21 protein-coding genes, 2 tRNA genes and 1 pseudogene are annotated in these 26821 nt (G+C 64.5%); 13 read left to right on the top strand and 11 right to left on the bottom strand.

Going from position 1 to position 26821, the window contains the following annotated elements; all coding sequences use genetic code 11:
• Nucleotides 1–72 precede the first annotated feature (72 nt).
• Nucleotides 73–513, bottom strand: a complete 441-nt coding sequence (locus FPZ08_RS04695; protein WP_146288908.1) for a hypothetical protein — start codon at nucleotides 511–513, stop codon at nucleotides 73–75.
• Between the two features lie 130 nt (nucleotides 514–643).
• Between FPZ08_RS04695 and tgt the strand changes: the two genes are divergently transcribed.
• Genes tgt through map form a run of 3 tightly spaced genes read left to right on the top strand, consistent with a single transcriptional unit; the run spans nucleotide 644 to nucleotide 4234 of the window.
• Nucleotides 644–1783, top strand: coding sequence for a tRNA guanosine(34) transglycosylase Tgt (gene tgt, locus FPZ08_RS04700; RefSeq protein ID WP_146288909.1), 1140 nt, complete (start codon nucleotides 644–646; stop codon nucleotides 1781–1783).
• 14 nt (nucleotides 1784–1797) lie between these two features.
• A complete protein-coding gene (pgi, locus tag FPZ08_RS04705; RefSeq protein WP_146288910.1) occupies nucleotides 1798–3435 on the top strand; it encodes a glucose-6-phosphate isomerase in 1638 nt (545 codons plus the stop codon).
• A 43-nt stretch (nucleotides 3436–3478) separates the two neighbouring features.
• Nucleotides 3479–4234, top strand: a complete 756-nt coding sequence (gene map / locus FPZ08_RS04710; protein ID WP_146288911.1) for a type I methionyl aminopeptidase — start codon at nucleotides 3479–3481, stop codon at nucleotides 4232–4234.
• Between the two features lie 220 nt (nucleotides 4235–4454).
• Here map and FPZ08_RS04715 read toward each other — a convergent pair whose 3' ends face one another.
• The 5 genes from FPZ08_RS04715 to FPZ08_RS04735 all read right to left on the bottom strand — a co-directional run bounded on the left by FPZ08_RS04715 (nucleotide 4455) and on the right by FPZ08_RS04735 (nucleotide 9751).
• On the bottom strand, nucleotides 4455–4982 hold the full coding sequence (locus tag FPZ08_RS04715; RefSeq protein WP_146288912.1) for a hypothetical protein: 528 nt from the start codon (nucleotides 4980–4982) through the stop codon (nucleotides 4455–4457).
• Between the two features lie 208 nt (nucleotides 4983–5190).
• Nucleotides 5191–7716, bottom strand: coding sequence for an autotransporter outer membrane beta-barrel domain-containing protein (locus FPZ08_RS04720; protein ID WP_146288913.1), 2526 nt, complete (start codon nucleotides 7714–7716; stop codon nucleotides 5191–5193).
• Between the two features lie 17 nt (nucleotides 7717–7733).
• On the bottom strand, nucleotides 7734–8621 hold the full coding sequence (locus FPZ08_RS04725; RefSeq protein WP_146288914.1) for a hypothetical protein: 888 nt from the start codon (nucleotides 8619–8621) through the stop codon (nucleotides 7734–7736).
• Between the two features lie 188 nt (nucleotides 8622–8809).
• Nucleotides 8810–8884, bottom strand: a tRNA-Lys gene (locus FPZ08_RS04730).
• A gap of 78 nt (nucleotides 8885–8962) precedes the next feature.
• Nucleotides 8963–9751, bottom strand: a complete 789-nt coding sequence (locus FPZ08_RS04735) for a hypothetical protein (protein ID WP_146288915.1) — start codon at nucleotides 9749–9751, stop codon at nucleotides 8963–8965.
• A gap of 142 nt (nucleotides 9752–9893) precedes the next feature.
• Between FPZ08_RS04735 and glmU the strand changes: the two genes are divergently transcribed.
• On the top strand, nucleotides 9894–11249 hold the full coding sequence (gene glmU, locus FPZ08_RS04740; RefSeq protein ID WP_146288916.1) for a bifunctional UDP-N-acetylglucosamine diphosphorylase/glucosamine-1-phosphate N-acetyltransferase GlmU: 1356 nt from the start codon (nucleotides 9894–9896) through the stop codon (nucleotides 11247–11249).
• A gap of 1 nt (nucleotide 11250) precedes the next feature.
• A pseudogene (gene glmS, locus FPZ08_RS04745) lies at nucleotides 11251–13078 on the top strand (glutamine--fructose-6-phosphate transaminase (isomerizing)).
• Between the two features lie 32 nt (nucleotides 13079–13110).
• Here glmS and recG read toward each other — a convergent pair.
• Together recG and FPZ08_RS04755 are read right to left on the bottom strand one after the other, a co-directional pair.
• Nucleotides 13111–15219: an ATP-dependent DNA helicase RecG gene (gene recG, locus FPZ08_RS04750; RefSeq protein WP_146288917.1), complete on the bottom strand. Its 2109-nt coding sequence runs from the start codon at nucleotides 15217–15219 to the stop codon at nucleotides 13111–13113.
• Nucleotides 15220–15241: 22 nt separating this feature from the next.
• Nucleotides 15242–16147: a LysR family transcriptional regulator gene (locus tag FPZ08_RS04755; RefSeq protein WP_146288918.1), complete on the bottom strand. Its 906-nt coding sequence runs from the start codon at nucleotides 16145–16147 to the stop codon at nucleotides 15242–15244.
• A 98-nt stretch (nucleotides 16148–16245) separates the two neighbouring features.
• On the opposite strand from FPZ08_RS04755, the gene FPZ08_RS04760 reads away from it, so the two are divergent.
• The 4 genes from FPZ08_RS04760 (at nucleotide 16246) to FPZ08_RS04775 (ending at nucleotide 21994) form a co-directional block, all read left to right on the top strand.
• A complete protein-coding gene (locus tag FPZ08_RS04760) occupies nucleotides 16246–17256 on the top strand; it encodes a YeiH family protein (protein ID WP_146288919.1) in 1011 nt (336 codons plus the stop codon).
• A 94-nt stretch (nucleotides 17257–17350) separates the two neighbouring features.
• Nucleotides 17351–17629 (top strand): FAD assembly factor SdhE, encoded by a 279-nt coding sequence (locus FPZ08_RS04765; protein WP_246132806.1) that lies wholly within the window; start codon nucleotides 17351–17353, stop codon nucleotides 17627–17629.
• Nucleotides 17626–21111, top strand: a complete 3486-nt coding sequence (gene mfd, locus FPZ08_RS04770; protein WP_146288921.1) for a transcription-repair coupling factor — start codon at nucleotides 17626–17628, stop codon at nucleotides 21109–21111. Before FPZ08_RS04765 ends, mfd begins: the two co-directional genes overlap by 4 nt.
• A gap of 145 nt (nucleotides 21112–21256) precedes the next feature.
• The gene (locus FPZ08_RS04775) at nucleotides 21257–21994 is read left to right on the top strand and encodes an invasion associated locus B family protein (protein ID WP_146288922.1); all 738 of its coding nucleotides are present in this window, start codon (nucleotides 21257–21259) and stop codon (nucleotides 21992–21994) included.
• A gap of 178 nt (nucleotides 21995–22172) precedes the next feature.
• Here FPZ08_RS04775 and FPZ08_RS04780 read toward each other — a convergent pair whose 3' ends face one another.
• Genes FPZ08_RS04780 through FPZ08_RS04790 form a run of 3 tightly spaced genes read right to left on the bottom strand, consistent with a single transcriptional unit; the run spans nucleotide 22173 to nucleotide 24243 of the window.
• Nucleotides 22173–23324: an FAD-dependent monooxygenase gene (locus tag FPZ08_RS04780; RefSeq protein WP_146288923.1), complete on the bottom strand. Its 1152-nt coding sequence runs from the start codon at nucleotides 23322–23324 to the stop codon at nucleotides 22173–22175.
• Nucleotides 23321–23791, bottom strand: a complete 471-nt coding sequence (locus tag FPZ08_RS04785) for a DUF6691 family protein (RefSeq protein ID WP_186767209.1) — start codon at nucleotides 23789–23791, stop codon at nucleotides 23321–23323. The genes FPZ08_RS04780 and FPZ08_RS04785 overlap by 4 nt, the downstream gene beginning before the upstream one ends.
• Nucleotides 23791–24243 (bottom strand): YeeE/YedE family protein, encoded by a 453-nt coding sequence (locus FPZ08_RS04790; protein WP_146288924.1) that lies wholly within the window; start codon nucleotides 24241–24243, stop codon nucleotides 23791–23793. The genes FPZ08_RS04785 and FPZ08_RS04790 overlap by 1 nt, the downstream gene beginning before the upstream one ends.
• A 179-nt stretch (nucleotides 24244–24422) precedes the next feature.
• On the opposite strand from FPZ08_RS04790, the gene FPZ08_RS04795 reads away from it, so the two are divergent.
• The 4 genes from FPZ08_RS04795 to FPZ08_RS04810 all read left to right on the top strand — a co-directional run bounded on the left by FPZ08_RS04795 (nucleotide 24423) and on the right by FPZ08_RS04810 (nucleotide 26799).
• Nucleotides 24423–25304: a TerC family protein gene (locus FPZ08_RS04795; protein ID WP_146288925.1), complete on the top strand. Its 882-nt coding sequence runs from the start codon at nucleotides 24423–24425 to the stop codon at nucleotides 25302–25304.
• Complete coding sequence (locus FPZ08_RS04800) at nucleotides 25301–26272, top strand: quinone oxidoreductase family protein (RefSeq protein WP_146288926.1); 972 nt, start codon at nucleotides 25301–25303, stop codon at nucleotides 26270–26272. Before FPZ08_RS04795 ends, FPZ08_RS04800 begins: the two co-directional genes overlap by 4 nt.
• A 182-nt stretch (nucleotides 26273–26454) precedes the next feature.
• Nucleotides 26455–26542 (top strand) — tRNA-Ser (locus tag FPZ08_RS04805).
• 50 nt (nucleotides 26543–26592) lie between these two features.
• Nucleotides 26593–26799, top strand: coding sequence for a hypothetical protein (locus FPZ08_RS04810; RefSeq protein WP_146288927.1), 207 nt, complete (start codon nucleotides 26593–26595; stop codon nucleotides 26797–26799).
• The last annotated feature ends 22 nt before the right edge of the window (nucleotides 26800–26821 follow it).

Consider the following 26821-nt stretch of genomic DNA (forward strand, 5'->3'; position numbering starts at 1 on the left):
GTACAGAGCCCTCGGGTCAAGCCCGAGGGTGACTATCGGTGGGTGGGGTGCTTCTTCCCGTCGCGATGGACACTAAATCCCCGCCGCGTCGTGGAACAGCGTGCCGGTGAAGCCGCAGGCGGCACCGTGATAGCTGATGCAGCCGTCCCGCTCCTCGATCTGCAATTCGCCCTTACCATCAAAGCTCAGGCCGATTTCGCAATAGCGGGCCTGGGATGATGGCGTATCGCCCTCGGGATCGTAGAATTCGTTCTCGGCGAAGAAATTGCCGCCGCTGCTCTCCAGCAGCACTTCGCCGTCAATGCCGCCGCCGCAGCCGGGAATGTCGTTTTCCATCGGCACTAGCGTATTGATGGAAATGACATAGCGGTCATTCTCGATATGGGTGATCTCGGCGGTGAGCTCGCCTTCGCCGTGGCCCATGTAATAGCCCTCGACCCCAATGAGGTCCTGCGCAAGAACGGGGCCTGAAACCAGGGCCAGGGTGGCGGCGAGAAGGGCGGTGCGACGCATGCAAATACCTCGGAATCATCAAAAAACAGCGATACGCCGATAGCCCCTGCAAAGCATGGCAAAAATCGGACGGAGCGGCGCCCAATGCACCGCATTGTCCGCTTGGGAACAACAGGCTAGAACCCGCGCCATGAGCTCCTCGACCAAACAAGTCACCTTCACCCTTTCGGCCACCGATGGCATGGCGCGGCGCGGCCGCATCGACACGCCGCGCGGCGATATCCAGACGCCAGCTTTCATGCCTGTTGGTACGGCCGGCACCGTCAAGGCCATGTATCCCGATCAGGTGCGCGAGACCGGCGCCGATATCCTGCTCGGCAATACCTATCACCTGATGCTGCGGCCGGGCGCCGAACGCGTGGCCAGCCAGGGCGGGCTGCATGACTTCATGGATTGGCAGCGGCCGATCCTGACCGATAGCGGCGGCTTCCAGGTCATGTCGCTGGCCCAGTTGCGCAAGCTGACCGAGAAGGGCGTAACCTTCCGCAGCCATATCGACGGCTCGAGCTACGAGCTGACGCCGGAGCGCTCGATCGAAATCCAGACTTTGCTGGACAGCGACATCATCATGCAGCTCGACGAATGCCTGAAGCTGCCGGCCGAGCGCAAGGAGATGGAGCGAGCCATGGAGCTGTCGCTCCGCTGGGCCGAACGCTCCAAGACGGCGTTCAACAACCAGCTCAACCGGGCTTTGTTCGGCATCGTGCAAGGCGGCGACGACGCCGAATTGCGGGCCAAGTCCGCGGCGGGCCTGCGTTCCATTGGCTTTGATGGCTATGCCGTGGGCGGGCTGGCCGTGGGCGAGCCGCAGGAAGTGATGTTCCGGGTAATCGAGGAGATCACGCCCGAACTGCCGACTGATCGGCCGCGCTATCTGATGGGCGTGGGCAAGCCCGACGATATTCTGGGCGCTATCGGCCGGGGCATCGACATGTTCGACTGCGTGCATCCGACCCGCGCGGGCCGGCATGGCCATGTCTATACCCGCTTCGGCGTCATCAACCTGAAAAATGCCCGGCATAGGGATGATCCGAGGCCGATCGACGAGGCCTCGCCCAACCTCAATTGCCGGCGCTGGAGCCGGGCCTATCTGCACCATCTCGTTAAGACAGAAGAGATTTTGGGCGCGATGATCCTTTCGCAGATCAACCTGGCCTATTATCAAGAGCTGGTGCAGGGCTGCCGCGGTGCAATCGAGGGCGGCCGCTTCAACGATTTTGCGGCAGAGACGCGCGCGGCCTGGGCTGCCGGCGACCTGCCGGTCATCTGATGGAAGGTTCCGACATGGCTAAGGCTGGACGCAAGGCAAGTTTTGCGAGCCTCGACAAGCACAGGAAGCGGCTGGAAGAGCAGCCGATGCGCGTGCAGTTCGCCGTCGATCCGAACCGCTTCAAGCGGTATTCGGCTGATGGCGCCGGCATTCTGCTCGACTATTCCAAGAACCGCATCGACGAAGATGTGATGGCGGCCCTGTTCGACCTGGCGCGTGCCGCCGGGGTCGAGGAACGCCGCGACCAGATGTGCGAAGGCGAGCATATCAACATCACCGAGGATCGCGCGGTGATGCATATGGCTTTGCGCTATCAGGGCGACAAGCCGGTGCCGGTCGATGGCAAGGACGTGATGCCCGATGTGCGCGGCGTGCTTGCGGCCATCGAGACCTACACCAATGCGGTCCGGTCGGGCGAAATCCGTGGCCATGGCGGCGAGCAGTTCACCGACGTGGTCAATATCGGCATTGGCGGCTCGGACCTCGGGCCGGCCATGGTGACGCTGGCGCTGGCGCCGTATACGCGGCCCGACCTGCGCGCGCATTACGTGTCGAACGTCGATGGCGCCCATATCCACGATACGCTGAAGGGGCTGGACCCCAAGAAGACGCTGTTCATCGTGGCGTCCAAGACCTTTACCACCGACGAGACCATGACCAATGCCGGCTCGGCGCGGGCCTGGATCGCCAAGGCTTTGGGCGAGGAGGCGGTGCCGAACCATTTCGTGGCCGTCTCCACCAATATCCCCGCCTGCGCCAAGTTCGGCATTCGCGAAGACCGCATTTTCGGCTTCTGGGACTGGGTCGGCGGGCGTTATTCGGTGTGGTCGGCCATCGGCCTGCCCATCGCGCTGGCCGTGGGCTACGAGAATTTCGCCAGATTCCTCGCCGGCGCCGATGCCATGGACCGGCATTTCCTCTCGGCGCCGCTGGAGGACAACCTGCCCGTCATCATGGGCCTGCTGGGCGTGTGGTATCGCAATGTCTGGGGCTTCTCGACCCATGCGGTCATTCCCTATGACCAGCGGCTGAGCCGCTTCCCCGCCTATCTGCAGCAGCAGGACATGGAATCGAACGGCAAGTCGGTGACGCTGGCGGGCAAGCCGGTCGGCTGGTCCACCGGGCCGATCGTGTGGGGCGAGCCGGGCACCAATGGCCAGCATGCCTTTTTCCAACTGATCCATCAGGGCACCGATGTCATTCCGGTCGATTTCCTGATCGCGGCGCGACCGCATGAAAACCTGCCGCCGCATCACGACAAGCTGGTGGCCAATGTGCTGGCGCAGTCTGAAGCGCTGATGCTGGGCAAGAGCGAGGCCGAAGTGGTGGCCGAACTCAAGGCACAGGGCCTGGATAAGGCGGCCATCAAGGCGTTGACGCCGCATAAGTTGTTCCCCGGCAATCGTCCGTCCAATACGCTGTTCTACGAGCAACTGACGCCCGAGACGCTCGGCTCGCTGGTGGCGCTCTATGAGCACAAGGTGTTCACCCAGGGCGTGATCTGGAACGTCAATTCCTACGACCAGTGGGGCGTGGAGCTGGGCAAGCAACTGGCCAAGGCGCTGCTGCCCAAGGTCGAGGGCAAAGAGAGCGGGGAGGGGCATGACAGCTCCACCCAGGGCCTGCTGGCATATTACCTGGATCACAAGTGACGATCACAACCGACGGCCGGCAGGCCGAACACCCCGTGAAGAAATGACCATCACAACCGAAGAACAACTCGAAAAGCTCAAGGCCATCGGCCGCATCTGCGCCATTACCCGTGACGCGATGGCTTCGGCCATGCGGGTGGGCATGACGACGGGTGAACTCGACGAGATCGGGGCGAAACTGCTAGCCGAGCATGGTGCGCGGTCTGCCCCCATCGTGACCTATGACTTTCCGGGCGCCACCTGCATTTCGGTGAACGAGGAAATCGCGCACGGCATTCCCGGCGAACGCGTGCTGCGCGAAGGCGACCTGGTCAATATCGACGTGTCAGCGGAAAAGGATGGCGTCTTCGCCGATTGCGGCGCCTCCTTCGTGCTGGGCGAGGGCGACAAGCGGCTCGACGCTTTGTGCCGCGACGGCAAGAAGGCTATGTGGGCCGGTATCCGCGTGGTGAAGGCCGGGGCGCCGCTGGCCGATATCGGCGAGGCCATCGGCAAATTCGCCAAGAAGGGCGGCTATACGCTGATCCGCAACCTGGCGAGCCATGGCGTGGGGGATAGCCTGCATGACGAGCCGGGCGAAATCGCCACCTGGCCGGACAAGGCCGAACGCCGCCGCATGACCAATGGGCTGGTCTTCACCATCGAGCCGTTCCTGTCGCTGGGCGGCAAGATGGCCGACCAGAAGTCGGATGACGACGAATGGACGCTGGTGGCAAGGCCAAGTGCGCCGTGCGTGCAATATGAGCATACGGTGGTGGCGACGCCGCGTGGCGCGGTTGTGGTGACGCTGGCGGCTTAGCCTCTTCACCTCTCCCTTGGGTGCTGCGTAAACCGTACGTGTGAGGTGCTAACCCTCTCCCCTTGAGGGAGAGGGTGGTTTTCCGCGTCCAGCGGAAAACCGGGTGAGGGGTGCTGCGCTACCCCATGCCTCTGAGCGTAGGGAGGGTTCGACACCCCTCATCCGCCCTTCGGGCACCTTCTCCCTCAAGGGGAGAAGGGGAAAGAGCCCAAGCACAGTGCTACAGCCACACCAGCAGCAGCGGCCCAATCACCACCATGCCTACGCCCACCACGAAGCGCAGATTGCCGAGCCGGCGCAGGTTCTGCACGCTGAGTACGCTCGACAGCACCAGGAAAACCGCCAGCGCGATGAAGACCGGCGTCAGCGGATTGAGCGAAAAGGCCGTGCCTTCGGTCAGTTGCAGATAGACCATGTGCCCGCCCACAAAGCCGAGCAGGGCGGTGATGACGACAGCCACGGCCTTGGACGTGATCAGCAGCGCCATGTCGATCGTGTTGCTGGCAATGATCAAAGCCAGACCGGCGGCCGTGACATGGGCCGCGGCCAGCGTGGTGAACAGGCGATTGTCCGCCAGCATGGGCACCATTTCGGGCGGCGCATTGAGGGGCAGGGCGCCCACCATGGGCAGGTTCGCACCATATTGGGCCAGCAGCAGGATCACATAGAGCATGACCAGCGTGCCGACCGCGAAAGTCAGCGCGGTGGCCACCAGCACCTTGAGCAGATCAGTAAAATCCTGGGACAAAGCAGCGGGCTCGTTCGGATAGCGGGAATGGTCGAGGGTTCGACCCTCTCGCGGCATATGGTTCGACCGAAGGGCACTTGTGAATCAAGCGACCAAGGTGTCTGAGACGATCTCACCAGAGGCTTAGTACTTCGTGTACTCCCCGGCGATATCTGCCGCCAGGCGGCATCCGCCCCGGCGTGCGGGCCTATGTTGAGCGGACCGCGGATCAGAAGCCCACGGCCAGCCTGGCGCGAATGCTGTGGTCCTGCATGGCCGCGGCGAATTGTCCGCCATAATTGATGCTGAGCGTGGCGCTGGCAGAGAGGTTCAGATCGAGCCCGGCTTCGACGACGACGCTGTCGCGCGTCACCGGCGCGCCGGTGATGATAAAGCCCGGTCCGCCGGCAAAGCTGTTGAACGTGGAGGGATCATTGGCAAAGGCGTGTCGCCAGCCGAGTGCGCCGCTCAGGGTAGCCAGGGTTTCGCCCCAGGCCATTTTGGTCGATGCGCGCAAGCCTATGGTCGTGAACGCGGCCTCGGTGGCGTTGGCGGCCACCGAAAGCGCGGCGGCGCCGCCCGTTTCCGCGAAGGCCTCGCTGTCGGTCCGCGCATAGGTCAGATTGGCATAGGCTTCGAGCTCTGTGCTGCCGCCCAACTCAAACCCATAGCCCAGTTCGCCGAAGGCCTGCACGGTGCCGGCGCCGTAGGCAGCCGAGAGGGTTTCGCCGAGGAGCGGAACCCGGCGCGTCGTCGTTATGCCGTGCCGGCTGTAGGCAAGCCCGGTGCGCACGGCCAGGTCGCCCCATTCGGTGCCGCCATAGAGGCCGACGACGAAGTCATCGCTCTTGCCCGAGGACCACCGCGCATCAATGCTGGAACTGGACTGGCCGTAGCCGGCCATCAGGCCCAGACGCCAGTCTCCAGCCAGGGAATCGGCGCCGACCAGGATGCCGCCCATTCCGGTGTCGATACCGGTAGCATTGCCGTTGCCATCGAGCGAGCGCCAGCCGCCCAGGGCCTGGCCCCAGATCGCCAGGTCGCCGCCATCGGGCGCGCTCAGTTCGGCGCCACCGGGGCCATAGGCCAGGATTGGCGTCGTCGAAGCGGGAACGCTTCCGAAGGCCGAACGCAGCCTGTCGGCCATGCTTGCGCTGTAGACGGTGCTGCTTTCGAGCAGCGCGCCGCGTAGCGAGGCATGGGCTTCGCCCGACAGCGCGTCAAACGTGGCGCGGACCAGATCGGCATCCGTGGTGAAGGCGATCGTGTTCCAGAGCGGATTGCCCGGGCCAAGGGCCTCGATCCCGGTCGCCGTGGCTCGCTGGTTGGCCGTGTTGCCCGCGGAGGCAAAGCCGACATCGTTCCGAACCAGGCTCAGATCGACATCGTTGCCGTCGCCGCCAGCGTAGTTGACGATGCCAGTCAGGAACAGGAGGTTTTTCGGCCCGGTCGCAAACGTCCCGGCGACCGCATCGGCAGCATCGTTGGCTATGATGGTGAAGGGGCCGCTAAGGGGGTTCCAGCTCGCGGCCGCTGTCGGAGACAGCAGAAGCTCCAGCGTCGCGCCGGCTATATCGACCGTACCGTTCACCACCAACTGGTCGGCCGCGACCGGCGTTGCTTCGATCAGCAGCACGCCGCGATTGACATAGGGTCCGTTAATGGTCTGGACGCCGATCGAATTGCCCGGCGCATGCACGCCCCCCGCGGCGATCGTCGTGGCGCCCAGCGTGCCGATGCCGGCCAGGGTCGCGCCGAGATTGACGGTGGTGCCCGAGACGATCGAGCCATTGACGACAAACGTGCCGTCATTGATCACAGTGGCACCGTTATAGTTATTGGCCCCGGTCAGCTCGAACGTACCGGTGCCCCGCTTGACGATCCCACCAGCGCCACTGATAGCGCCGGCAAAGCTCGTTGTGCCGGTATCGCCCAATGTCAGCGTGTTGGCTCCCAGCATGACGGTGCTGCCGGCCGCGCCGTCGAGATCGCCGATACTGCGGTCGCCGCTGGCACCACTAATATCGAAGTTCGTGCCGGCGGCGAGGCTGACGAAACCGCTCACTGAAAGGCTGCCGCCGGAAGACAGCGCTAGCGTGCCCGCATTGATCGTGGTGCCGCCCTGATAGCTGTTGGCGTCGGTGAACGTTGCCGTTCCCGAGCCCGCCTTGACCACGCCGCCGGTGCCCCCGATGACGCCGGCGAAGACCGAACTGGCCGCGTCGCCGAAGCCGAGATCGTTGCTGCCCAGGGCCACTGTCGTGCCTGCCACGCCGCTCAGCGCGCCAATGCTGCGATCGCCGGCAGCGCCGCTGATATCGAAACCCGTGCCGGCTGTGGCCAGGTAGAGGCTGCTGGTCATGGTGCCCGTCAGCGCCACCGTACCGCCATTGACCGTGGTGGTGCCGCCGAAGGTATTGGCACCCCCCAGCGTGAAGATGCCGGAACCCTCTTTCGTCAAGCCGCCCGTGCCCGAAATCGCCCCGTTGAACGCGGTGTTCGCCGCGTTCCCCAAGGTCAGCGTATTGGCACCGAGGACGACGTTGCTGCCTGCCGCGCCGCCCAGGCTGCCAATGGTGCGAAAGCCGCTGGCTCCCGCAATGTCGAAAGTGCCGGCGGCGCCGAGTGACACGGCTCCGCTCGCAGCGAGACTGCCCGAGCCGGACAGCGCCAGCGTGCCACCATCGATTTCCGTGCCGCCGATATAGGTATTGACGCCCGTCAGGGTCGTCGTGCCGCTGCCGATCTGTTGCACCGACCCCGTTCCGGAGATCACGCTCGAAATGGCGCATTCGAGCGGTTGAAGGACAGGATGCTGTCATTGAGGATGTTGCCGGCAATAAAGCCCGACGTTCCCGAGAACTGCAGGGTGCCGGCCTCGATGATGGTCATGCCACCGAAACCGGAGCTGTTGCCGGTCAGGTTGACCGTGCCCGCGCCGATCTTGTTGAAGGTGCCCGATCCGGTGAAGATCGGGCTGACAGCCATGATATGGCCGTTGGAATCGAACCAGACGCCCTCGGAGCCGATCGAGATCGGCAGGATGAAGTTGTTGAGGAAGGAGCCGTCGGCCGTCGTACGGAGGACGCCGCCATCGATCACCAGGGCAGCCGTGCCGTTGCCTGCGTTGATCCGGCTGGTCTCGATAACGCCGCGCCCACTGAGGGCGTCGCCCAGCAGGTTTATCGTCCCGTTGGAGGACGAACCCGAACCGATCGTGACCTCGCTGGCCCTGACGAGTCCACCCTGCTCGATGTTGAGGATGCCGGTACCGCCCTGATCACCCACCATCAGGAAGCCGCTGTTGCTCCAGCTGGACGGATCGCCGCTGACCGGGTGAGACCCGCGCACCGTGACCGTGCCAGCGCCGATATAGCCGACATAGCCATTGCCGTTGATGACCTGGCCGCCGTCCTCGACCAGCATCGTGCCCAGGGTCGGATAGCCGACCACCAGTTCATCGGTTCCGGAGATGCCGACAGTCCAGGTGGGTGAAGAAAGCGGCGTGCTGTTGGTGGTATAGATGTCGCCCGTCGTCGACACGGACTGCGCCAGGGCAGGTTGCGCCAACACGCCGCAAAGCAAGGCTGCTGCCAGCGCAGCGCCTGTTCGAACACTATTATCGGCGCGTGGCCGACCGATCCGAACCGGGCGTCTCATCTGCAGATTATCCTCCCCCGGACTCCGCTCGAGTCACCGGAGGTATTCGTAGGACATTTTCCGCTGTCCGCGCAATTGTCATCACAGCGGAAACGGGCTTGTTCAACAACCGGTCAGCCGCGCCAGGGTCCGGGCCGCGCAGCACCGCTTTCGACAGAACCAGACAGCTGATCTCTAAAGGGAATACTTGGTATGCCGGGAGGGGGTCGAACCCTCGACCATTCGATTAAAAGTCGAATGCTCTACCACTGAGCTACCGGCACGCACCAAGCCTGACGCTGCTGGCGTCGCGGCGGAACATAGCGGCGCATCTTCGACTGTCAACCGGAAACGCAGCATGGCTAATAGGCCAGTGGCGTTCCGGTGAACGGCATGGGCAGGCACGATACTGAGAGGCGCTCGAGCCGGGCACACAGCGCGGTCGCCTCCGAGAGCTGGGTTATGGGGCCGACCACGATGCGCTGGTCGTCGCTGCCGGCCTCGTCGACCAGGAGCGGCGCCAGTCCGAACAGCAGCGGGCCCAGTTTCATCGAGAGGTCGCGCCAGGCATCGGGAGCCGCCTCGAAGGCAATGGCCGGGCCGAGCGCAATGCCGAATTCCCGTTCATTGGGCATGGGAATGGCCGCGATCTGTTCGACCGGCGCGGGCAGGGGCTGTTCGCCGGCAATGACGGGCCGGGCCTCGGCCATCGGTTGCTGGCGCACCACCACCGAGCCGCCCTCGGCCTGGTAGACCAGAGCCGGATCCTGGCCAATCGCGGCGGTGAGATTATTGCGGTCGATATTGCCGCCATCGGGCAAGGTTTCGAGCAGGCGGGGCAGGCTGACCTCGAGCGCGCCGACACGCCGCGTGATCTCATTGCCCTGTTGTTCTTCGAGCGCGAAACGGGAGGTCAGCAAGCCGGTCTCACGTTTGAGCCGAAGCTGTTCCTCGCGCAATTCGGCGACCTGCAGCCGCAACTGATCGACCGAGGCGCCCTCGATGCGCGTCTTGTGCAGCCCGGCCAGCACATCATGCGGCATGAGGGCGGAGACATTGGACCCCATGACGGCAATGCCTGACAGCACCAGGGCAACGATGCCCCAGGTGGTGACGTCCGATTGCCGGAATTGTTCCGATGCTTTAGCCAAAGCCGCTATCCTGAAAACGCAGTCGAATCAGGCGCTGCGCCAGCATCAACCATGGGGCCGTCATTATGGGTTCGCCAACGGTTGCTTGCCATAATCTTGTGAAAATGCGCATGGAAAAGCATCGTGCCTCGGAGAATCTTTCATGACTGAGCTGCTGTCGATCATTCTTGCTGCGGGCGAGGGCACGCGCATGCGGTCGACGACGCCCAAAGTGCTGCATCCGGTGGGTGGCATGCCGATCATCGGGCATGTGGCGCGGGCGGCGCGCGAGGCCGGCTCGACGCAGATCGCCCTGGTGACCGGCCCGGCGCATGACGCCATCCGTAAATCGGTGTCGGCGCTACACCCCGATGTGGTGCATTTCGAGCAGAAAGTGGCCAGGGGAACGGCTCATGCCGCCTCGATGGCGCGCGACCTGTTCAGCACGGCCAAGGGCTATGTCGCCGTGGTCTATGGCGACCACCCGCTGCTGCGCGGCATCAATTTCCGCGCCGTGCTGGATCGGCTCGATGCCGGGCTCGACGTGGCGATCCTGGGCTTCGAGCCCAAGGATCCGAGCGGCTATGGCCGCTTCATCACCGATGGCGATACGCTGCTGGCCATTCGCGAGCACAAGGACGCCACCGAGGACGAGCGGCGCATCAGGCTGTGCAATGCCTGTATCCTGGCCTTCCGCGCCGAAGTGTTCCGCGACCTGATCGACAAGGTCGAGGCCAACAATGCCCAGAACGAATATTACCTGGGCGACCTGGTCGAACTGGCCAATGCCGCCGGCAAGAAGGTCGGCTATGGCCTGGCGCCGGAAAATGACGTCATGGGCGTCAACGACCGCAGCCAGCTCGCGCGCGCCGAAGGCTTGTTCCAGGACGTGCAGCGCGAAGAATTCATGAAGGCCGGGGTGACGCTCAAGGACCCCAAAAGCGTGTGGTTCTCCTACGATACCGAGATTGCTCATGACGTGACGGTGGAACCGAATGTGGTGTTCGGGCCGGGGGTGAAGATCGAAGAAGGCGCGGTGATCCACGCTTTCAGCCATATCGAGGGCGCCCATGTGGGCAGGAATGCTTCAGTGGGGCCCTTTGCGCGGCTGCGGCCGGAAGCCAATCTGGGCGAGGGCGCCAAGGTGGGCAATTTCGTCGAGATCAAGAAGGCCGAAATCGGCAAGGGCGCCAAGGTGAGCCACCTGACCTATATCGGCGACGCCAGCATTGGCGCCGAGGTCAATGTCGGTGCCGGCGTCATCACCGTGAACTATGACGGCTACAACAAGCACCGCACCGTGGTGGGCGATGGCGCCTTTATCGGCTCCAATGCCTCGCTGGTGGCGCCCGTGACTGTTGGTGCCGGGGCATTGGTGGCCAGCGGCAGCGTGATCACCGAGGACGTGGAGGCCGATGCGCTGGCACTCGGCCGCGCGCGGCAGGTGGCAAAGCCCGGTCGGGCCAAGGATATCTTCGCCGCTGCGGCAGCCAAGAAGCAGGCAAATAAGGACAAGTAGCATGTGCGGAATTGTCGGCATCGTTGGCAGCGAACCGGTGGCGGTTCGCCTCGTAGACGCGCTCAAGCGCCTCGAATATCGCGGCTATGACAGCGCCGGCGTCGCCACGCTGGAAGAGGGCGGCATTTCCCGCCGTCGCGCCGAGGGCAAGCTGGGCAACCTGGCGCAGAAGCTGAGCTTCGAGCCGCTGGCCGGTCGCATCGGCATCGGCCATACGCGCTGGGCCACCCATGGCGCGCCGACCGAACTCAACGCCCATCCCCATGCCACCGACCGGGTGGCCGTGGTGCATAACGGCATTATCGAGAATTACCGCGACATGCTGGCCGACCTGAACAAGGACGGCTACCTGCCCAAGACGCAGACCGATACCGAGGCCGTCGCCCTATGGGTGACGCGGGAGCTGGCCAATGGCGCGGACCCCGAACTGGCCGTGGCCCGCACGCTCAAGCACCTCCGGGGCGCCTTCGCGCTGGCCTTCCTGTTCAAGGGCGAGGACGGACTTCTTATAGCCGCCCGCCATGGCGCGCCGCTGGCCATCGGCTATGGTACGACCGAGATGTATCTGGGCTCCGACGCCATGGCGCTGGCCCCCTTCACCTCGCGCCTGACCTATCTGGAGGACGGCGACTGGGCGGTCATCACCCATAAGGGCGTGACCATCCGCGACGGCAAGGACGCCATCGTGCAGCGCGAACTGCAGGTGTCGCAGGCCTCGGCGCTGCTGGTGGACAAGGGCAACCATCGCCATTTCATGGCCAAGGAAATCTACGAGCAGCCCGAAACCATCTCCCATACGCTGAGCCATTACGTGGATATGGGCGCCGAAAAGGTCGCCCTCCGCGAGGCTCTGCCCTTCGATTTCGCCGATCTGAGCCGGCTGACCATCAGCGCCTGCGGCACGGCCTATCTGGCTGGTGCCGTGGCCAAATACTGGTTCGAGCGCTATGCGCGCCTGCCGGTCGATATCGATGTGGCCTCCGAATTCCGCTATCGCGAGCCGCCGCTGGAAAAGGGTGGCCTATCGCTGTTCATCTCGCAATCAGGCGAGACGGCCGACACGCTGGCCGCCCTGCGCTATTGCGCCGGGCAGGGGCAGCATGTGGCCAGCCTGGTCAATACGCTCGAATCCACCATTGCCCGGGAATCGAGCGTAGTGTTCCCCATCCTGTGCGGACCTGAGATCGGTGTGGCCTCGACCAAGGCACTGACGGCGCAGCTGACCGCACTGGCTAGCCTCGCCATTGCGGCAGGCCGGGCGCGCGGCGTGCTGGATGCAGGAAAAGAGCAGGAATTCGTGCAGGCATTGACGGGATTGCCGGCGGCAGTCTCGCAGGCTTTGGCCACCGAAAACCAGATCATGGACATCGCCAAGCGCCTCAGCAAGGCCAAGGACGTGCTCTATCTGGGCCGCGGCCCGATGTTCCCCATCGCCATGGAAGGTGCGCTGAAACTCAAGGAAATCAGCTACATCCACGCCGAAGGTTATGCAGCAGGTGAACTCAAGCACGGCCCCATCGCCCTGGTCGACGAGGACATGCCGGTGATCGTCGTTGCCCCCTCGGACGAGTTGGTCGACAAGACGCTGAGCAATATGCAGGGAAGTCGCCGCCCGCGGCGGCAAGATCATCCTCATCACCGATGCGGAAGGCGCCGGGACGGTGGGGCATGGCGTGGCCGATATCATTGTCATTCCACACGTTTCCAGCTTCGTGGCCCCGATCCTGGCGACGATTCCGGTACAGTTGCTGGCCTATCATACCGCCGTGTTCATGGGCACGGACGTGGACCAGCCGCGAAACCTGGCGAAGTCGGTGACGGTAGAATAATCGAAGCCGCAGGGGCGGGGATAAGTTTCCCGCTATCCGGCCCGGATCAACGGGATCGCCAGGTCTTTCCTGAACAAATACAATAATGTACGTGCCGCTTCGCCCTCTGCTCCCGCCAGCCCGGGATTGCGTTTCAGCAGATCCTTGGCTTCGTCATGGGCGTAATCGAGCAGGTGGCGGTGGACGTCGGGGACGGCGAGGCGGTAGCCGGGCATGCCGGATTGTCTTGTGCCGAGCACGTCGCCCTGGCCGCGCAGTTCGAGGTCCTTTTCGGCGATTTCGAAACCGTCCTCGGTGGATTTTATCGTTTCGAGACGGGCCTTTGCGGTCTCGCTCAGCGGGTCCTTGTAGAGCAGGAGACAGGCCGAGCGGGCCGAGCCCCGCCCGACGCGGCCTCGGAGCTGGTGGAGCTGGGCGAGGCCGAAACGCTCGGCATGTTCGATGATCATGATCGAGGCATTGGGCACGTCGACGCCGACTTCGATGACGGTGGTGGCCACCAGCAGCTTGAGTTCATTGGCGGAAAACCGCTGCATCACCTCCTGTTTGGCGGCGGCGCTCATGCGGCCGTGGACCAGGGCGACCTGGTCGCCTAAGGCCTTTTGCAGTTCGGCGAAGCGGTCTTCGGCGGCGACGACGTCGAGATGTTCGCTTTCCTCGACCAGCGGGCAGACCCAGAAGGCCTGGGCGCCTTCATCGAGCCGGGCGCGGAGGCGGGCGATGACGCGGTCATAATCGCCGATGGAAAGGACCGCCGTATCAATGGGTTGGCGGCCACGCGGCTTTTCGCGCAGCACGCTGACTTCCATGTCGCCGAAATGGGTGAGGACCAGGGTGCGGGGGATGGGCGTGGCGGTCATGACCAGCAGGTCGGTGTGCTTGCCCTTGTCGGAAAGGGCCAGACGCTGGTGGACGCCGAAGCGGTGCTGCTCATCGACCACGGTGAGGCCCAGATTGTGGAATTCGACGCCGGACTGGAACAAGGCATGGGTGCCGACGACGATGGTCGTCTCGCCGCTGGCTATGGCGGCGAGTTTGGCGCGGCGCTCGGCGGCGGGCATCTTGCCTGTCAGTAATTCGCAGCCGAGGCCGGCGGAATCGCATAGGGGTTTCAAGGTCTTGAAGTGCTGGGCGGCGAGCAGTTCGGTGGGCGCCATCATGGCGGACTGGGCGCCGCTTTCGGCCATGGCGGCCATGGCCATGAGGGCGACAACAGTCTTGCCGGAGCCGACATCGCCCTGCAGCAGGCGCGACATGCGGTCGGGCGAGGCGAGGTCGGCACGGATTTCACCAATGGCCTGCAACTGCCCCTCTGTGAGCGCAAAGGGTAACGTACTGCTAACCTTTGCCGTCACCAATCCGGTGAAAGTGCGACTGATTCCGCGCGCTGCGACCATGGTCGAGCGGATCAGCTGCAGCGTAAGCTGGCCGGCAAGATATTCATCATAGGCAAGGCGTTGGCGGGCGGGCGCCCAGAGTTCGGCTTCGCCCGGACTGGCCGGCAAGTGCACCATGCGCATGGCATCGGCGAAACGCGGCCAGTTGCGCTCGGCCATTGTAGCAGGCGCGATCCATTCGGGGATAAGGGGCAGGTCGTCCACCACCTGCCGCACCAGCTTGGCCAGGGCCTTGGAACTGAGACCCTGGGTGAGCGGATAGACCGGCTCAACCAACGGCAGGGTGGCGAACTTGTCGGGCTCGACGATGTAGTCGGGGTGGGTGATCTGCTTTTCGCCGTTGAAAAAGCCGATCTGGCCGGACACGAACCGCTCTTCGCCTATGGGCAGGGCCTTTTCCACCCAGCCGCCCTGGGCACGAAAGAAGACCAGTTGCACATCGCCCGTGTCGTCATGGGCGAAAACGCGGTGCGGGATGTGCTCGCGGCCACGCGGTGGCGGCAGGTGGCGGTCGATATGCAGGCGCAGCGTGACGATCTGGCCGAGATAGGCCTCGGCAATGCCCACCTGCCGGCGGCGATCGACCACACCCGACGGCATATGCATGAGAATATCGAGGGCAATGGCTTCCTGCCCCTCGGGCGCCCCGAAATAGCGGGTCAGCAGCGCAGCCAGCTTGTCGCCGACACCCTTGATGGAATGCAGCGAGCGGAACAGCGGTGAAAGGGCTTCGGGGCGGGACAAAGGCGATTCTCCTTGGCGCAGACTATAGCGGCTGCGCCGCCCCTGCCGATATGGCCGATGGCGCAGCCGCGTCGAGGCAAAGGGCGCTGAATGCCTTGGCCGCCGTTGAAAGGGCGCGTTCACGGTGGGTCAGCAGGCCGAAATCACGGCGCGGCAGGGCGAAGGGCAGGATCTGGAGGCGGCCTGCCTCGACAAAGGGCGCAACCACCATTTCCGACAGCGCTGCCACGCAGTCGCTGCCCAGCACGGCGTTGAGAATGGCCTCGTTGGTGGGCAGAGTCAGCACCACGTTCAGCTTTGCCGGATCGAATCCGAGCCTGTTGATGCCCGCTTCGAATTCCGTCCTTGTGCCGGAGCCGGGCTCGCGCATGATCCATTCGAGATCGGTCGGATGGCGCTTATCCAGGGCGAGGGCGGCGGATGAGACGACGACGAGGCGATCGTGCCCGATGGGCCGGACGGAAAGCGCCGGCACATCGATATGGCCTTCCACCACGCCCAGCTCTGCTGCGCCCGACAAGACGGCGGCAGCCACGTCGTGGGTATTGGCCGGGGTGAAATTGATGCTGATGCCGGGATAGCTCGCGGCAAACCGGAACAGGCGCTGCGGCAGCCAGTAATTGGCGACGGTCTGGCTGGCCATGATATCGAGGTCGCCGCGCCGCAACCCGCCCAGATCGTCCAGCACGCGTTCGGCCTGTCGCAAGCGGGCCAGCGTCTGGCGGGCCTCTTCGAGAAAGGTGCATCCATCACGGGTCAGTTCGATGCCACGCCCGACCCGGTCGAACAGCCGCACGGCATGAAACGCCTCCAGCGCCTTGATCGCCGCGCTGGCCGCCGAAGGGGTAAGGCCGATGGCTGAGGCGCCCCGGGTCAAGTGCTGGCGCTCTGCCACAGCGATGAAGATGGCCAACTGCTCGATGGTCATGGATCGTGCGGTCCTGCTGTATGGAATGTCCATAATTATGCGATAGAAGCGAATGAACGCAAGGTTCATGCTCCAATTCAACTGGATTGGAGCAATTCATGCCCTTGATATCGCAAGTCTGGCGGGTCTTTCCGGGGCTGCTGCTCTCGGCCGGCGTCGCGGCACTGGCGGTTGCAGGCGAGCATGTTCAGCATGGTTTGCTGGGCTGGGTGATGCTCGACGGGCTGGTGATCGCCATTCTCGCCGGCATCCTGCTGCATACCTGTTTCGGGTTGGCTGAGCGCTATCGCGCCGGGGTGCATTTCGCGTCCAAGACGATTCTCGAAATCGCCATCGTGCTGCTGGGCGGCACGATCAGCACCGGGGCGGTGTTGCAGATTGGGCCGGTCATGGTGGGCGCCATCATGCTTGTCGTGGCCACGGCTTTGGTGCTGAGCTACGGCATCGGGCGGCTGCTCGGCCTTGATGGGCGCCTGGCGACGCTGGTCGCCTGCGGCAATTCCATTTGCGGCAATTCGGCCATCATGGCGACTGCACCTGTCATCCGGGCGCCGGCCGGGGACGTTGCCGCCTCTATTGCCTTCACTGCGGCGCTTGGCGTGGTCATCGTGCTGCTGCTGCCACTCTGTTTCCATTTTCTCGGTATCAGCGAGTGGCAATATGGCGTCATTGCCGGCCTGAGCGTCTATGCGGTGCCGCAGGTCTTGGCGGCCACGGTGCCCGTGGGAATCATGAGCACCCAGATCGGCACGCTGGTGAAGCTGATCCGCGTGCTCATGCTCGGCCCCGTCGTGCTGGTTATCGGCCTGGTTCAGGGGCGCAAGGGCGGGGGCGCGCTGCCATTGGCGATGCTGGTGCCGTGGTTCGTGGTGGGGTTCCTGGCCATGATGGGCGCGCGGTCGGCAGGCCTCCTGCCCGAGGCTGCGCTGCCGGCTTTGCAGACGGTTTCGGCCGACCTCACTGTGGTTTCCATGGCGGCGCTTGGCCTTTCGGTCGATCTGCGCTCGGTTGTCGCCTCGGGCGGTCGCGTGCTTGCCGCGGGTTTCTTCTCGGTGGTCACGCTCATTCTGTTGGCTGTGGCGACGGCTTTTGTACTGGGTGGGCCATGATTGCCGGCCGCTTTCTTAAGGGCTGACAAGCCGGCGCAATCCGCGTAAGAGACATGTCCAAATCGGGAACAAACTCAGGATCATGGCGCGTCAAATGACAGCCGGTGAAGACATTGCCATGCGCCGCAAGAAGCTGCGCTACCGCGCCTGGCACCGCGGCACCAAGGAGATGGACCTCATTCTTGGGCCTTATGCCGACGCGCATACCGAGAGCATGGACGCTGGCCGGCTCGACCGGCTGGAAGCGCTGATGAGCGAGGAAGACCCGCCGCTGCTGACCTGGGTCATGGGGCAGGCGGAGCCGCCCGCCCATGTCGATCGGGCATTCCTCGACGAGGTGATCGCCGACCATTCCGCCCGGCTGGCCAAATGAACGAAATCGTCGCCCAGCGCCCGACGCGCACCATTGCCAATGTGCCCGACGGCATGCAGCCCATGGTGCTGGCGCGGCTGGTGCAGCAGCGTATCGAGGCGGCGCCGGAGGACGCGGCGAGCCTGGTTTTCGTGGCGCGCGACGGGCGGCGCATGCAGCGCATGGCCGACATTCTCGGCGCCATGCTGCCGGGACATACGATATTGACGCTGCCGGCCTGGGACAGCCTGCCCTATGACCGGGTGTCGCCCAACAATGTGACCATTGCCGCGCGGATGAACACGCTGGCGGCGCTGACGTCAGGCGCCAAGGGCGCCGTGGTGCTGACCGCGGTCAATGCGCTGATCCAGAAGCTGCCGCCGCGTGACGTGGTGGAGACGATGAGCTTTTCGGCCGCGACGGGCCGGTTCGTCGATAGCGACAAGCTGATCGCCTGGGCGGCGAATAATGGCTATCTGCGCGTGCCGACGGTGCGGGAGAGTGGCGAATATGCGGTGCGTGGCGGGCTGGTGGACCTGTTTCCGGCCAGCGCCGAAGCGCCCCTGCGCTTCGACTTTTTCGGCAGCCAGCTCGAATCGATCCGCACTTTCGATCCGGACAGCCAGCGGACCACGGGCCAGCTCAAGCGGGTCGACCTGACGCCGATGAGCGAGGTGGTGCTCACCGAGACGACCATTCGCCGGTTCCGGCAGAATTACACCGCGGCGTTCGGCGGCAATACGGTCGATGACACGCTCTATGCCTCGGTCAGCGGCGGTTCGCGCTATTCGGGCACCGAGCATTGGTTGCCGTTTTTCTACGAGCATCTGGATACGCTGGCCGACTATGTCGGCGATGCGCCATTTGTGTTCGACGAGCAGTCCGTGGATGCCTATGCCGAGCGCGTGACGCAGGTGCGCGACTATTACGAGGCGCGCGAAACGGCGCGGCTGGCGCCTGTCGTGGCGGGGGCAGGGGCGCCGTACAAGCCCATTGCCCCGGAACTGCTCTATGACGTGGATGCGCATCCCTATGCGCTGGCGGGCGCGTCGGTCATCCAGCTCAGCCAGTTCATCGCGCCGGAAACCAAGGCGAGCGACGATGCCGGCGGGCATATCGCGCCCAGCTTTGCGGCCGAGCGGCAGGCGACCGACACCAATCTGTTTCAGGCCGTGGTGGATCGGCTGCTGGCCGAGCGGCGTAACGGCCGGCGGGCGATCATCGCCTGCTGGAGCACGGGCACGCGCGACCGCATGGTGCAGGTGCTGAAGGATCACGGCCTGACCAATCCGCGGCTGGCGGAAAACTGGCGTGATGCCGAGACGACAAGCGCCGCGACGACCTCGCTGGTGGTGCTGCCGCTGGAAACCGGCTTTGAGACGAAAGACCTGCTGGTGCTCAGCGAGCAGGATATTCTGGGCGAGCGCATCCTGCGGCCGCAGCGCAAGAAGAAGGCCAGCGATGCCCTGACCGAGGCGGCGAGCCTGTCGGCCGGCGACCTCGTGGTGCATGTCGATCACGGTATCGGCCGCTTCATCGGCCTCAAGGTGATCCAGGCCGGTGGGGCACCGCATGAATGCGTCGAGCTGGAATATGGTGGCGACACCAAGCTCTACCTGCCGGTGGAAAATATCGAGTTGCTGACCCGCTATGGCAGCGACGACGGCAATGTGACCTTGGACAAGCTGGGCGGCGTGGCCTGGCAGGCCAAGAAGGGCAAGCTCAAGAAGCGCATCCGCGAAATGGCGGAGCAGCTCATCAAGATCGCCGCGGCGCGCCTGCTGACGCGGGCCGATGTGGTCGAGATCAATCCGGGCGCCTATGACGAATTTGCCGCGCGTTTCCCCTATGAGGAGACCGAGGACCAGATGGCCGCCATCGAGGCGGTGTTCGACGATGTGACGTCGGGCCGCGTCATGGACCGGCTGGTCTGCGGCGATGTGGGCTTCGGCAAGACCGAAGTGGCGCTGCGCGCGGCATTCGCCGTGGCGCTGTCGGGCAAGCAGGTGGCTGTGGTCGTGCCGACGACCTTGTTGTCTCGCCAGCATTTCAAGACGTTCTCGGAACGCTTCAAGGGCCTGCCGGTGCGGGTGCGCCAGGCGTCGCGCATGGTGCCGGCGGCCGAACTCAAGGCGACCAAGGACGGGCTGGCCGATGGGCAGGTCGATATCGTGGTCGGCACGCATGCGCTGCTGAGCAAGACCATCAAGTTCAAGGATCTGGGCCTGCTGATCATCGACGAAGAGCAGCATTTCGGCGTGGGCCACAAGGAGCGCCTCAAGGAGCTCAAGGCCAATGTGCATGTGCTGACGCTGACGGCGACGCCGATTCCACGCACGCTGCAACTGGCGCTGACCGGGGTGCGCGACCTGAGCCTGCTGGCGACGCCGCCGGTGGACCGGCTGGCCATCCGCACCTTCATCTCGCCCTTTGACGCGCTGTCGGTGCGCGAGGCGCTGTTGCGCGAAAAATATCGCGGCGGGCAGAGTTTTTATGTGGTGCCGCGCATCAAGGATCAGCACGAGATTGCCGATTTCCTCAAGGCGCAGGTGCCCGAAGTCAGCTTCGTGGTGGCCAATGGGCAGATGGCGCCGGGCGAACTCGACGACATCATGAACGCCTTCTACGACAACAAGTTCGACGTGCTGGTGGCGACGACGATCGTGGAATCGGGGCTGGATATTCCCAATGCCAATACGCTGATCGTGCATCGCGCCGACCATTTCGGGCTGGCGCAGCTTTACCAGATCCGCGGCCGCATCGGCCGGGCCAAGGCGCGCGCCTATGCGCTGTTCACCGTTCCACCTGACAGAAAATTGACCGACACGGCCGAACGGCGGCTGGGCGTGCTGCAATCGCTGGAAAGCCTGGGGGCAGGTTTCCAGCTCGCCAGCCATGATCTCGACATCCGCGGGGCAGGGAACCTGTTGGGCGACGAACAGTCGGGCCATATCCGCGAAGTGGGCTACGAGCTTTACCAGGCCATGCTGGAAGAGGCCGTGGCGAACCTGAAGAGCGGCGAGGAGGAATACGAGGATCGCAACGAGTGGAGCCCGCAGATCTCGCTGGGCATGCCGGTGATGATCCCGGAACACTATGTGCCCGACCTGCAATTGCGCATGCAGCTCTATCGGCGGCTGGGCGATCTCACCGATATCAGGGATATCGACGCTGCTGGCGCAGAATTGATCGACCGTTTCGGGCCGCTGCCGGAAGAGGTCGAGGCGCTGCTCAAGGTGATCCTGGTCAAGGCTTTGTGCCGGCAGGCCAATGTCGAAAAGGTGGATGCCGGGCCCAAGGGTGCGGTAATCTCATTGCGCAACAACGAGTTCCCCAATCCCACGGCTTTGGTGCGGCTTGTCAGCGATCCGGCCAACCAGGTTCGCATCAAGCCCGATCAGAAACTCGTGTTCGCCCGCAACTGGCCGACGCCCAATGATCGGCTCAAGGGCGCGGCCGCAATCCTGTCGCGCCTGGCAAAACTGGTAGAAAATGCATCCTGACCTGATCGCATCAACCCTGTCCTGCCATAATGCTTTGGCAAGCAGTATCGGTCATGTTATTGCCCGAATTCAGCACTTGAAGGGCAGTTCAATTCTCAAGGTGGCACAAGGTCACCGGGACCGCCAAAGAAGCCAAGGAAATTCTATGAACATCAGGAAACCCCTCGTCGCCGGTTTCGCGGTGGCCGCGCTCATGCTGTCCCCCCTCGCCAGTTTTGCCCAGGAAGCCGCGCCCGCCGAGGCGCCTGCTGCCGGAGCGCCTGCGGCAGCCGCTCCCGACGCTAACGCGGCCACTGCCGCTGCCGGCCCGGCCAGCCAGAACTGGCTCAAGGTCTGCGACCCGCTGCCCGATGGCCAGCAGGCCTGCATCATGCGCCAGGTGGTTTTGGCCAATGGCCAGTTCCTCGGCTCCTTCCTGCTGCGCGACGATCCGGGCCAGGAAAGCCGGCTCCTCGCCGTTGCGGCTGTGCCGCTCGGCGTGCTGCTGCCCTTCGGCCTGACCTGGCAGATCGATGGCGCCAAGCCGATCCGCGTGCCCTATATGCTGTGCGACCCCACCTCCTGCGCCACCCAGCTGGTCATCAACGAGCAGTATGTGAACTCGCTCAAGAAGGGCAACACGCTCAAGCTGACCGCCAAGAACCGCCAGAACCAGGACCTGACCATCGAAATCACCCTGGCCGGCTTCACCGCTGCCTATGATGGCGATGCCGCGCTGACCTTCGAGCAGTTCCGCCAGGAAACTTCGGGCGAGAACGCGCTGGAGCAGGTGCTGCAGGACCGCGCCGAAGAACTCCGCCGCCAGCTGGACAGCGGTGCCGCACCGGCCGAAGGCGCTGCCCCGGCCGAGGGCGACGCTCCGGCGGCAACGCCGGCCCAGTAAGGGGTGGTGATTGTTGGATTATGAGGAGCGCGGGAAACCGCGCTCTTTTTTGTTTGGGGTACCCCTCCTAGCCTCCCCCTGATAGGGGGAGGAACAGATCGGGGATTTGGCACTATGTTGCCCCAACCACTGTGCAGCTTCTCCCCCTGATAGGGGGAGGTTGGGAGGGGGTATCCGCTTAGCGATTCCCCATGCCCACGGCAAAAGCCTGTTTGCGCAAGGCCGGGGCCAGTTTCAGGGCCCACAAGCCGCCGGCCCGGAGCGCCTGGGCGGGGAGCATGTCGGCCAGCAATGAGCGGAACAGGGTATCGACCATGCCGCCGGTGCGGGCGAGGTCGGCTGCGCGGCGGGCGATGTAGTCGGCGCTGACGCGACTGGCCCAGTCGGGCGCCGTGCGATCTATGGCCGCGAGGGAGGCGGCGAGGTCGGCGACGTCGCGCAGGCCCAGATTGAGCCCCTGCGCGCCGATGGGCGGGAAGGCGTGCGCGGCTTCGCCCACCAGCACCACGCCATCGCTGCCGGCCTTGTCGACGCTGAGCGTGCTGAGCGGGAAGACGAAGGCGGGGCTGGCCAGGGTGATGGCGCCGAACAGGCGCTGCGATTTTTCGCGGAAAGTGGCGATCAGCGCGTCATTGCCACCCGATTTGGCGGCTTCCAGCGCGGCGCGATCGTCGATCCAGACGAGGTTGGCACGGTTGGCGCCGGCTGGAACCAGCGTGAACGGTCCCTGCGGATAGTGGAACTCGATGGAGGCGCCGCCAATGGGGCGGCCGAGATCGAGATCGCAGACCAGGGCGGCCTGGGTGAAGGCATTTTCCCGTGCCGTGATGCCTGATGCGGCACGGATCAGTGATTTCTTGCCGTCGGCGCCGACGATCAGCGGGGCGCTGAGACTGGAGCCATCGGTGAGGGTGACCGTATTGCCCGAGAGATCGGTAGCGCCCGCGTTACGGGTTTCGAGATTGAACAGGCCGGCCGCGACGGCGTGGAAGCGCTCCATCAGCCGCAGGTTGGCGAAGTTCCAGCCAAAGGCCTGCATGCCGGCCTCACTGGCGTCGAACAGGGTTTCCGGCGCGCGGATGAGGCGGTTGGTGGCGTCGATGATGCGTATCTGCGTCAGCGCATGGCCGAGGCTGGCGGGATCGTCGATAAGGCCGGCGCTGCGGAGATAGTCGATGCTGGGCATCATCAGGGCCGAGGTGCGGCGATCGGGCGGGCCTGACGGCGCGAGGTGCACGGTCTTGAGCCCGGACTGGGCTACGGCAATCGCGGCGGCGACCCCGGCAAGGCCGCCCCCCACCACGACGGCATCGGCATCAAAGGCGCTCATTTGGCGTCCGCCAGACGGCGGGCATGGCCGCTCGGTATGATGACGCTGCCGGCCAGCGAGCCGGCGAACATGGCGAGCAAGAAAATCCAGAGATTGTCCGGCAGGAAGGCGATCAGCGAAATGGCGGGGCCAGGGCAAATGCCGGCCATGCCCCAGCCGATGCCGAAGAGCACGGCACCACCGATCAGGCGGCGATCAACCTTGCGGTATTCGGGCTCGTGGAAGCTGGTGTCGAACAGCGGCGCCTGCCGCCCCTTGCCGATACGGACGGCGATGAACATGACGATGAGCGCCGCGCCCATGACGAAGGCCAGGCTCGGATCCCAGCCGCCTGATGGAATAGCGGTGAAATCGAGGAAGCGCAGGACTTTCAACGGATCGACCATCTGCGAGACATAGAGCCCGCTGCCGAACAGGGCGCCGCTGAGGGCGGCCGTGGCGAGATAGGGGAGTTTGAGATTGGCCATCACACCACCCCCGTAACGGTGACGGTGATGACGGCGACGCCGAAGAACACCAGCACCGCCACCAGCGAGCGTAGCGACAGCCTGGCCAGCCCGCAGACACCATGGCCCGAGGTGCAGCCATTGCCGATCTTGGTGCCGAGGCCCGTGAGCAGGCCGGCAATGGCCAGCCAGACCGGCGTCGGCACGCCCCAGGCGGCGGGCGCTTCGACCAGGCGGGCGGGGGTCTCGCCACCCACGCCGAGCGCGGGGAAGAGCTGGGCGGCGGCAAAGGTCGCGGCGATCAGCGCCACGAGGAAGACGACGCGCCAGACCACGGTTTGTGCCGGCGGCAGCAACTGGCCGAAAATGCCGGATATGCCGGCAATGCGGCCATTGCCCAGCCACAACACGGCGGCGGCCAGGCCGATAAGGGCGCCGCCCAGGGCGGCGGTGAGCGGGGTGAAGGATTCCATTGCACTACTCGCAAACAGGTTGGGCAAGGTTATCACCCGCTGCGGCGCCGAAGCCAGCGCCCGTGCAGCGACTTTGTGCCGCCAGCGGCACGCTATGCGGAAAACTCTGCCATGCGACCTTTTCTATGCGCCAAGGTCCGCTTAGATAGGCAGGTCACAAGACTCGCATGGAGCCCCTGATGCTTGAGCTGCTCGCCGATCCGAATGTCTGGGTCGCCTTCGCGACCCTCACGATCATGGAGATCGTGCTGGGCATAGACAATATCGTCTTCATCTCGGTGCTGGTGTCGCGCCTGCCCAAGGAGCAGGCCGACCGGGCGCGCAAGCTCGGGTTGGCGCTGGCGCTGATCTTCCGCATCCTGCTGCTGCTGGTCATTTCCTGGATCATCAGCCTGACCCAGCCGGCCATATCGGCCTTCGGGCTCGACCTGTCGTGGAAAGACCTGATCCTGATCGCTGGCGGCGTCTTCCTGGTCTACAAGGCGACCCATGAAATGCACGCCGCCATCGAGGAGCCGCATGAGGCCGAGATGGCGCAGAAGGCCACGGCTGCCTTTGCCGCCGTCATCGGCCAGATCATCGTCATCGACATGGTGTTTTCCATCGACTCCATCGTCACCGCCGTCGGCATGGCCGAGCATGTGGAGGTGATGATTGCCGCGGTCATTGTCGCCGTGGGCGTGATGTTCGTGGCCTCGGGCCCGGTCGCCAAATTCGTCGCCGACCACCCGACCACCAAGATGCTGGCTTTGGCCTTCCTGCTGCTGATCGGCGTGTCACTGGTGGCCGATGGCCTCGGCTTCCACATCCCCAAGGGCTATATCTACGCCGCCATGGGCTTCTCGGTGCTGGTCGAGGCGGTCAATATCATCGCCAAGCAGCGCAAGCTCAACCGCACGGGCGTCAAGACATCGGTGGCGCCGTTTACCGGGGCAACCGGCTCGGTCACGGCGGGGGCCGGCGTGGCGGCGGTCAAGAAGCCGAGCGCCAAATCCAGCCCGACCGCTCGCGCCCAGTCGCGGCCCAAATCGGCGCCGCGCAAGCCGAGGACCCCGAAATGAGCCGCGCCATTGTCGTCCATCAGACCGGTGGGCCCGAAGTTCTGACGCTGGAAGATCGTGCGCCGGGCGCGCCGGGACCGGGGCAGGTGGCCCTGCGCCAGACGGCTATCGGTCTCAACTTCATCGACACTTACCAGCGCTCCGGGCTTTATCCGATGCAGACGCCCTTCGTGGCGGGCAATGAGGGCGCCGGCGTCATCACCGCCATCGGCGAGGGCGTGACGGGGCTCACGGTGGGCGAGCGCGTCGCCTATCAGGGCCAGATCGGCGCCTATGCCGAAGAACGGCTGATCGCCGCCGACCGGGTCGTGCCCATTCCCAAGGGGATCGACGACCGCGTCGCGGCGGCCATCATGCTCAAGGGGCTGACGGCCTATTACCTGCTGTTCAAGACCTGGGCCGTGGCCAGGGGCGAAACCATTCTCTGGCACGCGGCGGCGGGCGGAACCGGCCTCATCGCCACGCAATGGGCCAAGGCGCTCGGCGCCACAGTTATCGGCACAGCCGGCAGCGCCGAAAAGGTGGCTTTGGCCAAGGCGCATGGCTGTGACCATGCCATCAACTACGCCGAGGAAGATTTCGCCGCCCGCGTGCGTGAAATCACGGGAGGGCGGGGCGTCGACGTGGTCTATGACGGCGTCGGCAAGGCGACGTTCGACAAATCGCTCGATTGCCTGCGGCCGCGCGGGTTGATGGTGAGCTTCGGCAATGCCTCGGGCGTGGTGGCGATCCCTGACATTACCGTGCTATCGCGCAAGGGCTCGCTCTATATCACCCGGCCGACCGGCGTGCATTACCTCGCCACGCGCGAGGAATTGCTGGAAGGGGCCGAACTGCTGTTCGCGGCGGTGAAGAGCGGCGCCATCAAGGTCGAGATCGGCCGAACCTTTGCGCTGAACGAGGCCGCGGATGCGCATCGGGCGCTTGAAGGGCGCGAGACGACGGGCTCGGTGGTGCTGCTGCCATAGGGCGGACGCAGTCAGGCAGGGAGCCCTCATGGTGAGCTTGTCGAACCACGAGGGCGAGCTAGTGGAGGCATCGTGCCATGACCTCGTGGTCCGACAAGCTCACCATGAGGTCTACTCAGAGGCGCTGCCGGTGACGCGCCGCTCTGGACAGCCCGACGCTCTGCCGCTAAAGCCTGATCCACGGAAGGGTGGCAGAGTGGTCGATTGCAGCGGTCTTGAAAACCGCCGATGTGCAAGCATCCGTGGGTTCGAATCCCACCCCTTCCGCCAAAGCCACAAGAGGACGTGCCGTGAGCCGGAAGGAATTTGATGCATCGCGGATGCGCCGGTTGAAGCGGCTGGCGGCGCGCTATGGGCTGACCATTCTCACTGACGAGAAGATGAAGGTGCTCGGGCATGCCGGCGGCCATGCCGTTCGCGACGACGAGAGCTTCAAGGTGATCTACGGGAATGAGCCGAAGCCCTTTTCGGCCAGCCTCGAAGACATCGAATCCTGGCTCGAGGCAAACACGGCGCCGGAAGAGTAAGGGTGCCTGCCCCTTCTGGCAA

The sequence above is a fragment of the Devosia ginsengisoli genome (assembly GCF_007859655.1).
In the GTDB taxonomy this organism is placed as follows: domain Bacteria; phylum Pseudomonadota; class Alphaproteobacteria; order Rhizobiales; family Devosiaceae; genus Devosia; species Devosia ginsengisoli.

What these genes read in the sequence shown, in the direction of transcription:
- FPZ08_RS04775 (WP_146288922.1), top strand. Translation starts at nt 21,257, where the DNA reads ATGAACATCAGGAAACCCCTCGTCGCCGGTTTCGCGGTGGCCGCGCTC.
- FPZ08_RS04795 (WP_146288925.1), top strand. Translation starts at nt 24,423, where the DNA reads ATGCTTGAGCTGCTCGCCGATCCGAATGTCTGGGTCGCCTTCGCGACC.
- FPZ08_RS04725 (WP_146288914.1), bottom strand. Translation starts at nt 8,621, where the DNA reads ATGAGACGCCCGGTTCGGATCGGTCGGCCACGCGCCGATAATAGTGTT.
- mfd (WP_146288921.1), top strand. Translation starts at nt 17,626, where the DNA reads ATGAACGAAATCGTCGCCCAGCGCCCGACGCGCACCATTGCCAATGTG.
- FPZ08_RS04780 (WP_146288923.1), bottom strand. Translation starts at nt 23,324, where the DNA reads ATGAGCGCCTTTGATGCCGATGCCGTCGTGGTGGGGGGCGGCCTTGCC.
- map (WP_146288911.1), top strand. Translation starts at nt 3,479, where the DNA reads ATGACCATCACAACCGAAGAACAACTCGAAAAGCTCAAGGCCATCGGC.
- pgi (WP_146288910.1), top strand. Translation starts at nt 1,798, where the DNA reads ATGGCTAAGGCTGGACGCAAGGCAAGTTTTGCGAGCCTCGACAAGCAC.
- glmU (WP_146288916.1), top strand. Translation starts at nt 9,894, where the DNA reads ATGACTGAGCTGCTGTCGATCATTCTTGCTGCGGGCGAGGGCACGCGC.
- FPZ08_RS04810 (WP_146288927.1), top strand. Translation starts at nt 26,593, where the DNA reads ATGCGCCGGTTGAAGCGGCTGGCGGCGCGCTATGGGCTGACCATTCTC.
- FPZ08_RS04800 (WP_146288926.1), top strand. Translation starts at nt 25,301, where the DNA reads ATGAGCCGCGCCATTGTCGTCCATCAGACCGGTGGGCCCGAAGTTCTG.
- FPZ08_RS04755 (WP_146288918.1), bottom strand. Translation starts at nt 16,147, where the DNA reads ATGACCATCGAGCAGTTGGCCATCTTCATCGCTGTGGCAGAGCGCCAG.
- FPZ08_RS04760 (WP_146288919.1), top strand. Translation starts at nt 16,246, where the DNA reads ATGCCCTTGATATCGCAAGTCTGGCGGGTCTTTCCGGGGCTGCTGCTC.
- FPZ08_RS04695 (WP_146288908.1), bottom strand. Translation starts at nt 513, where the DNA reads ATGCGTCGCACCGCCCTTCTCGCCGCCACCCTGGCCCTGGTTTCAGGC.
- tgt (WP_146288909.1), top strand. Translation starts at nt 644, where the DNA reads ATGAGCTCCTCGACCAAACAAGTCACCTTCACCCTTTCGGCCACCGAT.
- FPZ08_RS04765 (WP_246132806.1), top strand. Translation starts at nt 17,351, where the DNA reads ATGACAGCCGGTGAAGACATTGCCATGCGCCGCAAGAAGCTGCGCTAC.
- FPZ08_RS04790 (WP_146288924.1), bottom strand. Translation starts at nt 24,243, where the DNA reads ATGGAATCCTTCACCCCGCTCACCGCCGCCCTGGGCGGCGCCCTTATC.
- FPZ08_RS04785 (WP_186767209.1), bottom strand. Translation starts at nt 23,791, where the DNA reads ATGGCCAATCTCAAACTCCCCTATCTCGCCACGGCCGCCCTCAGCGGC.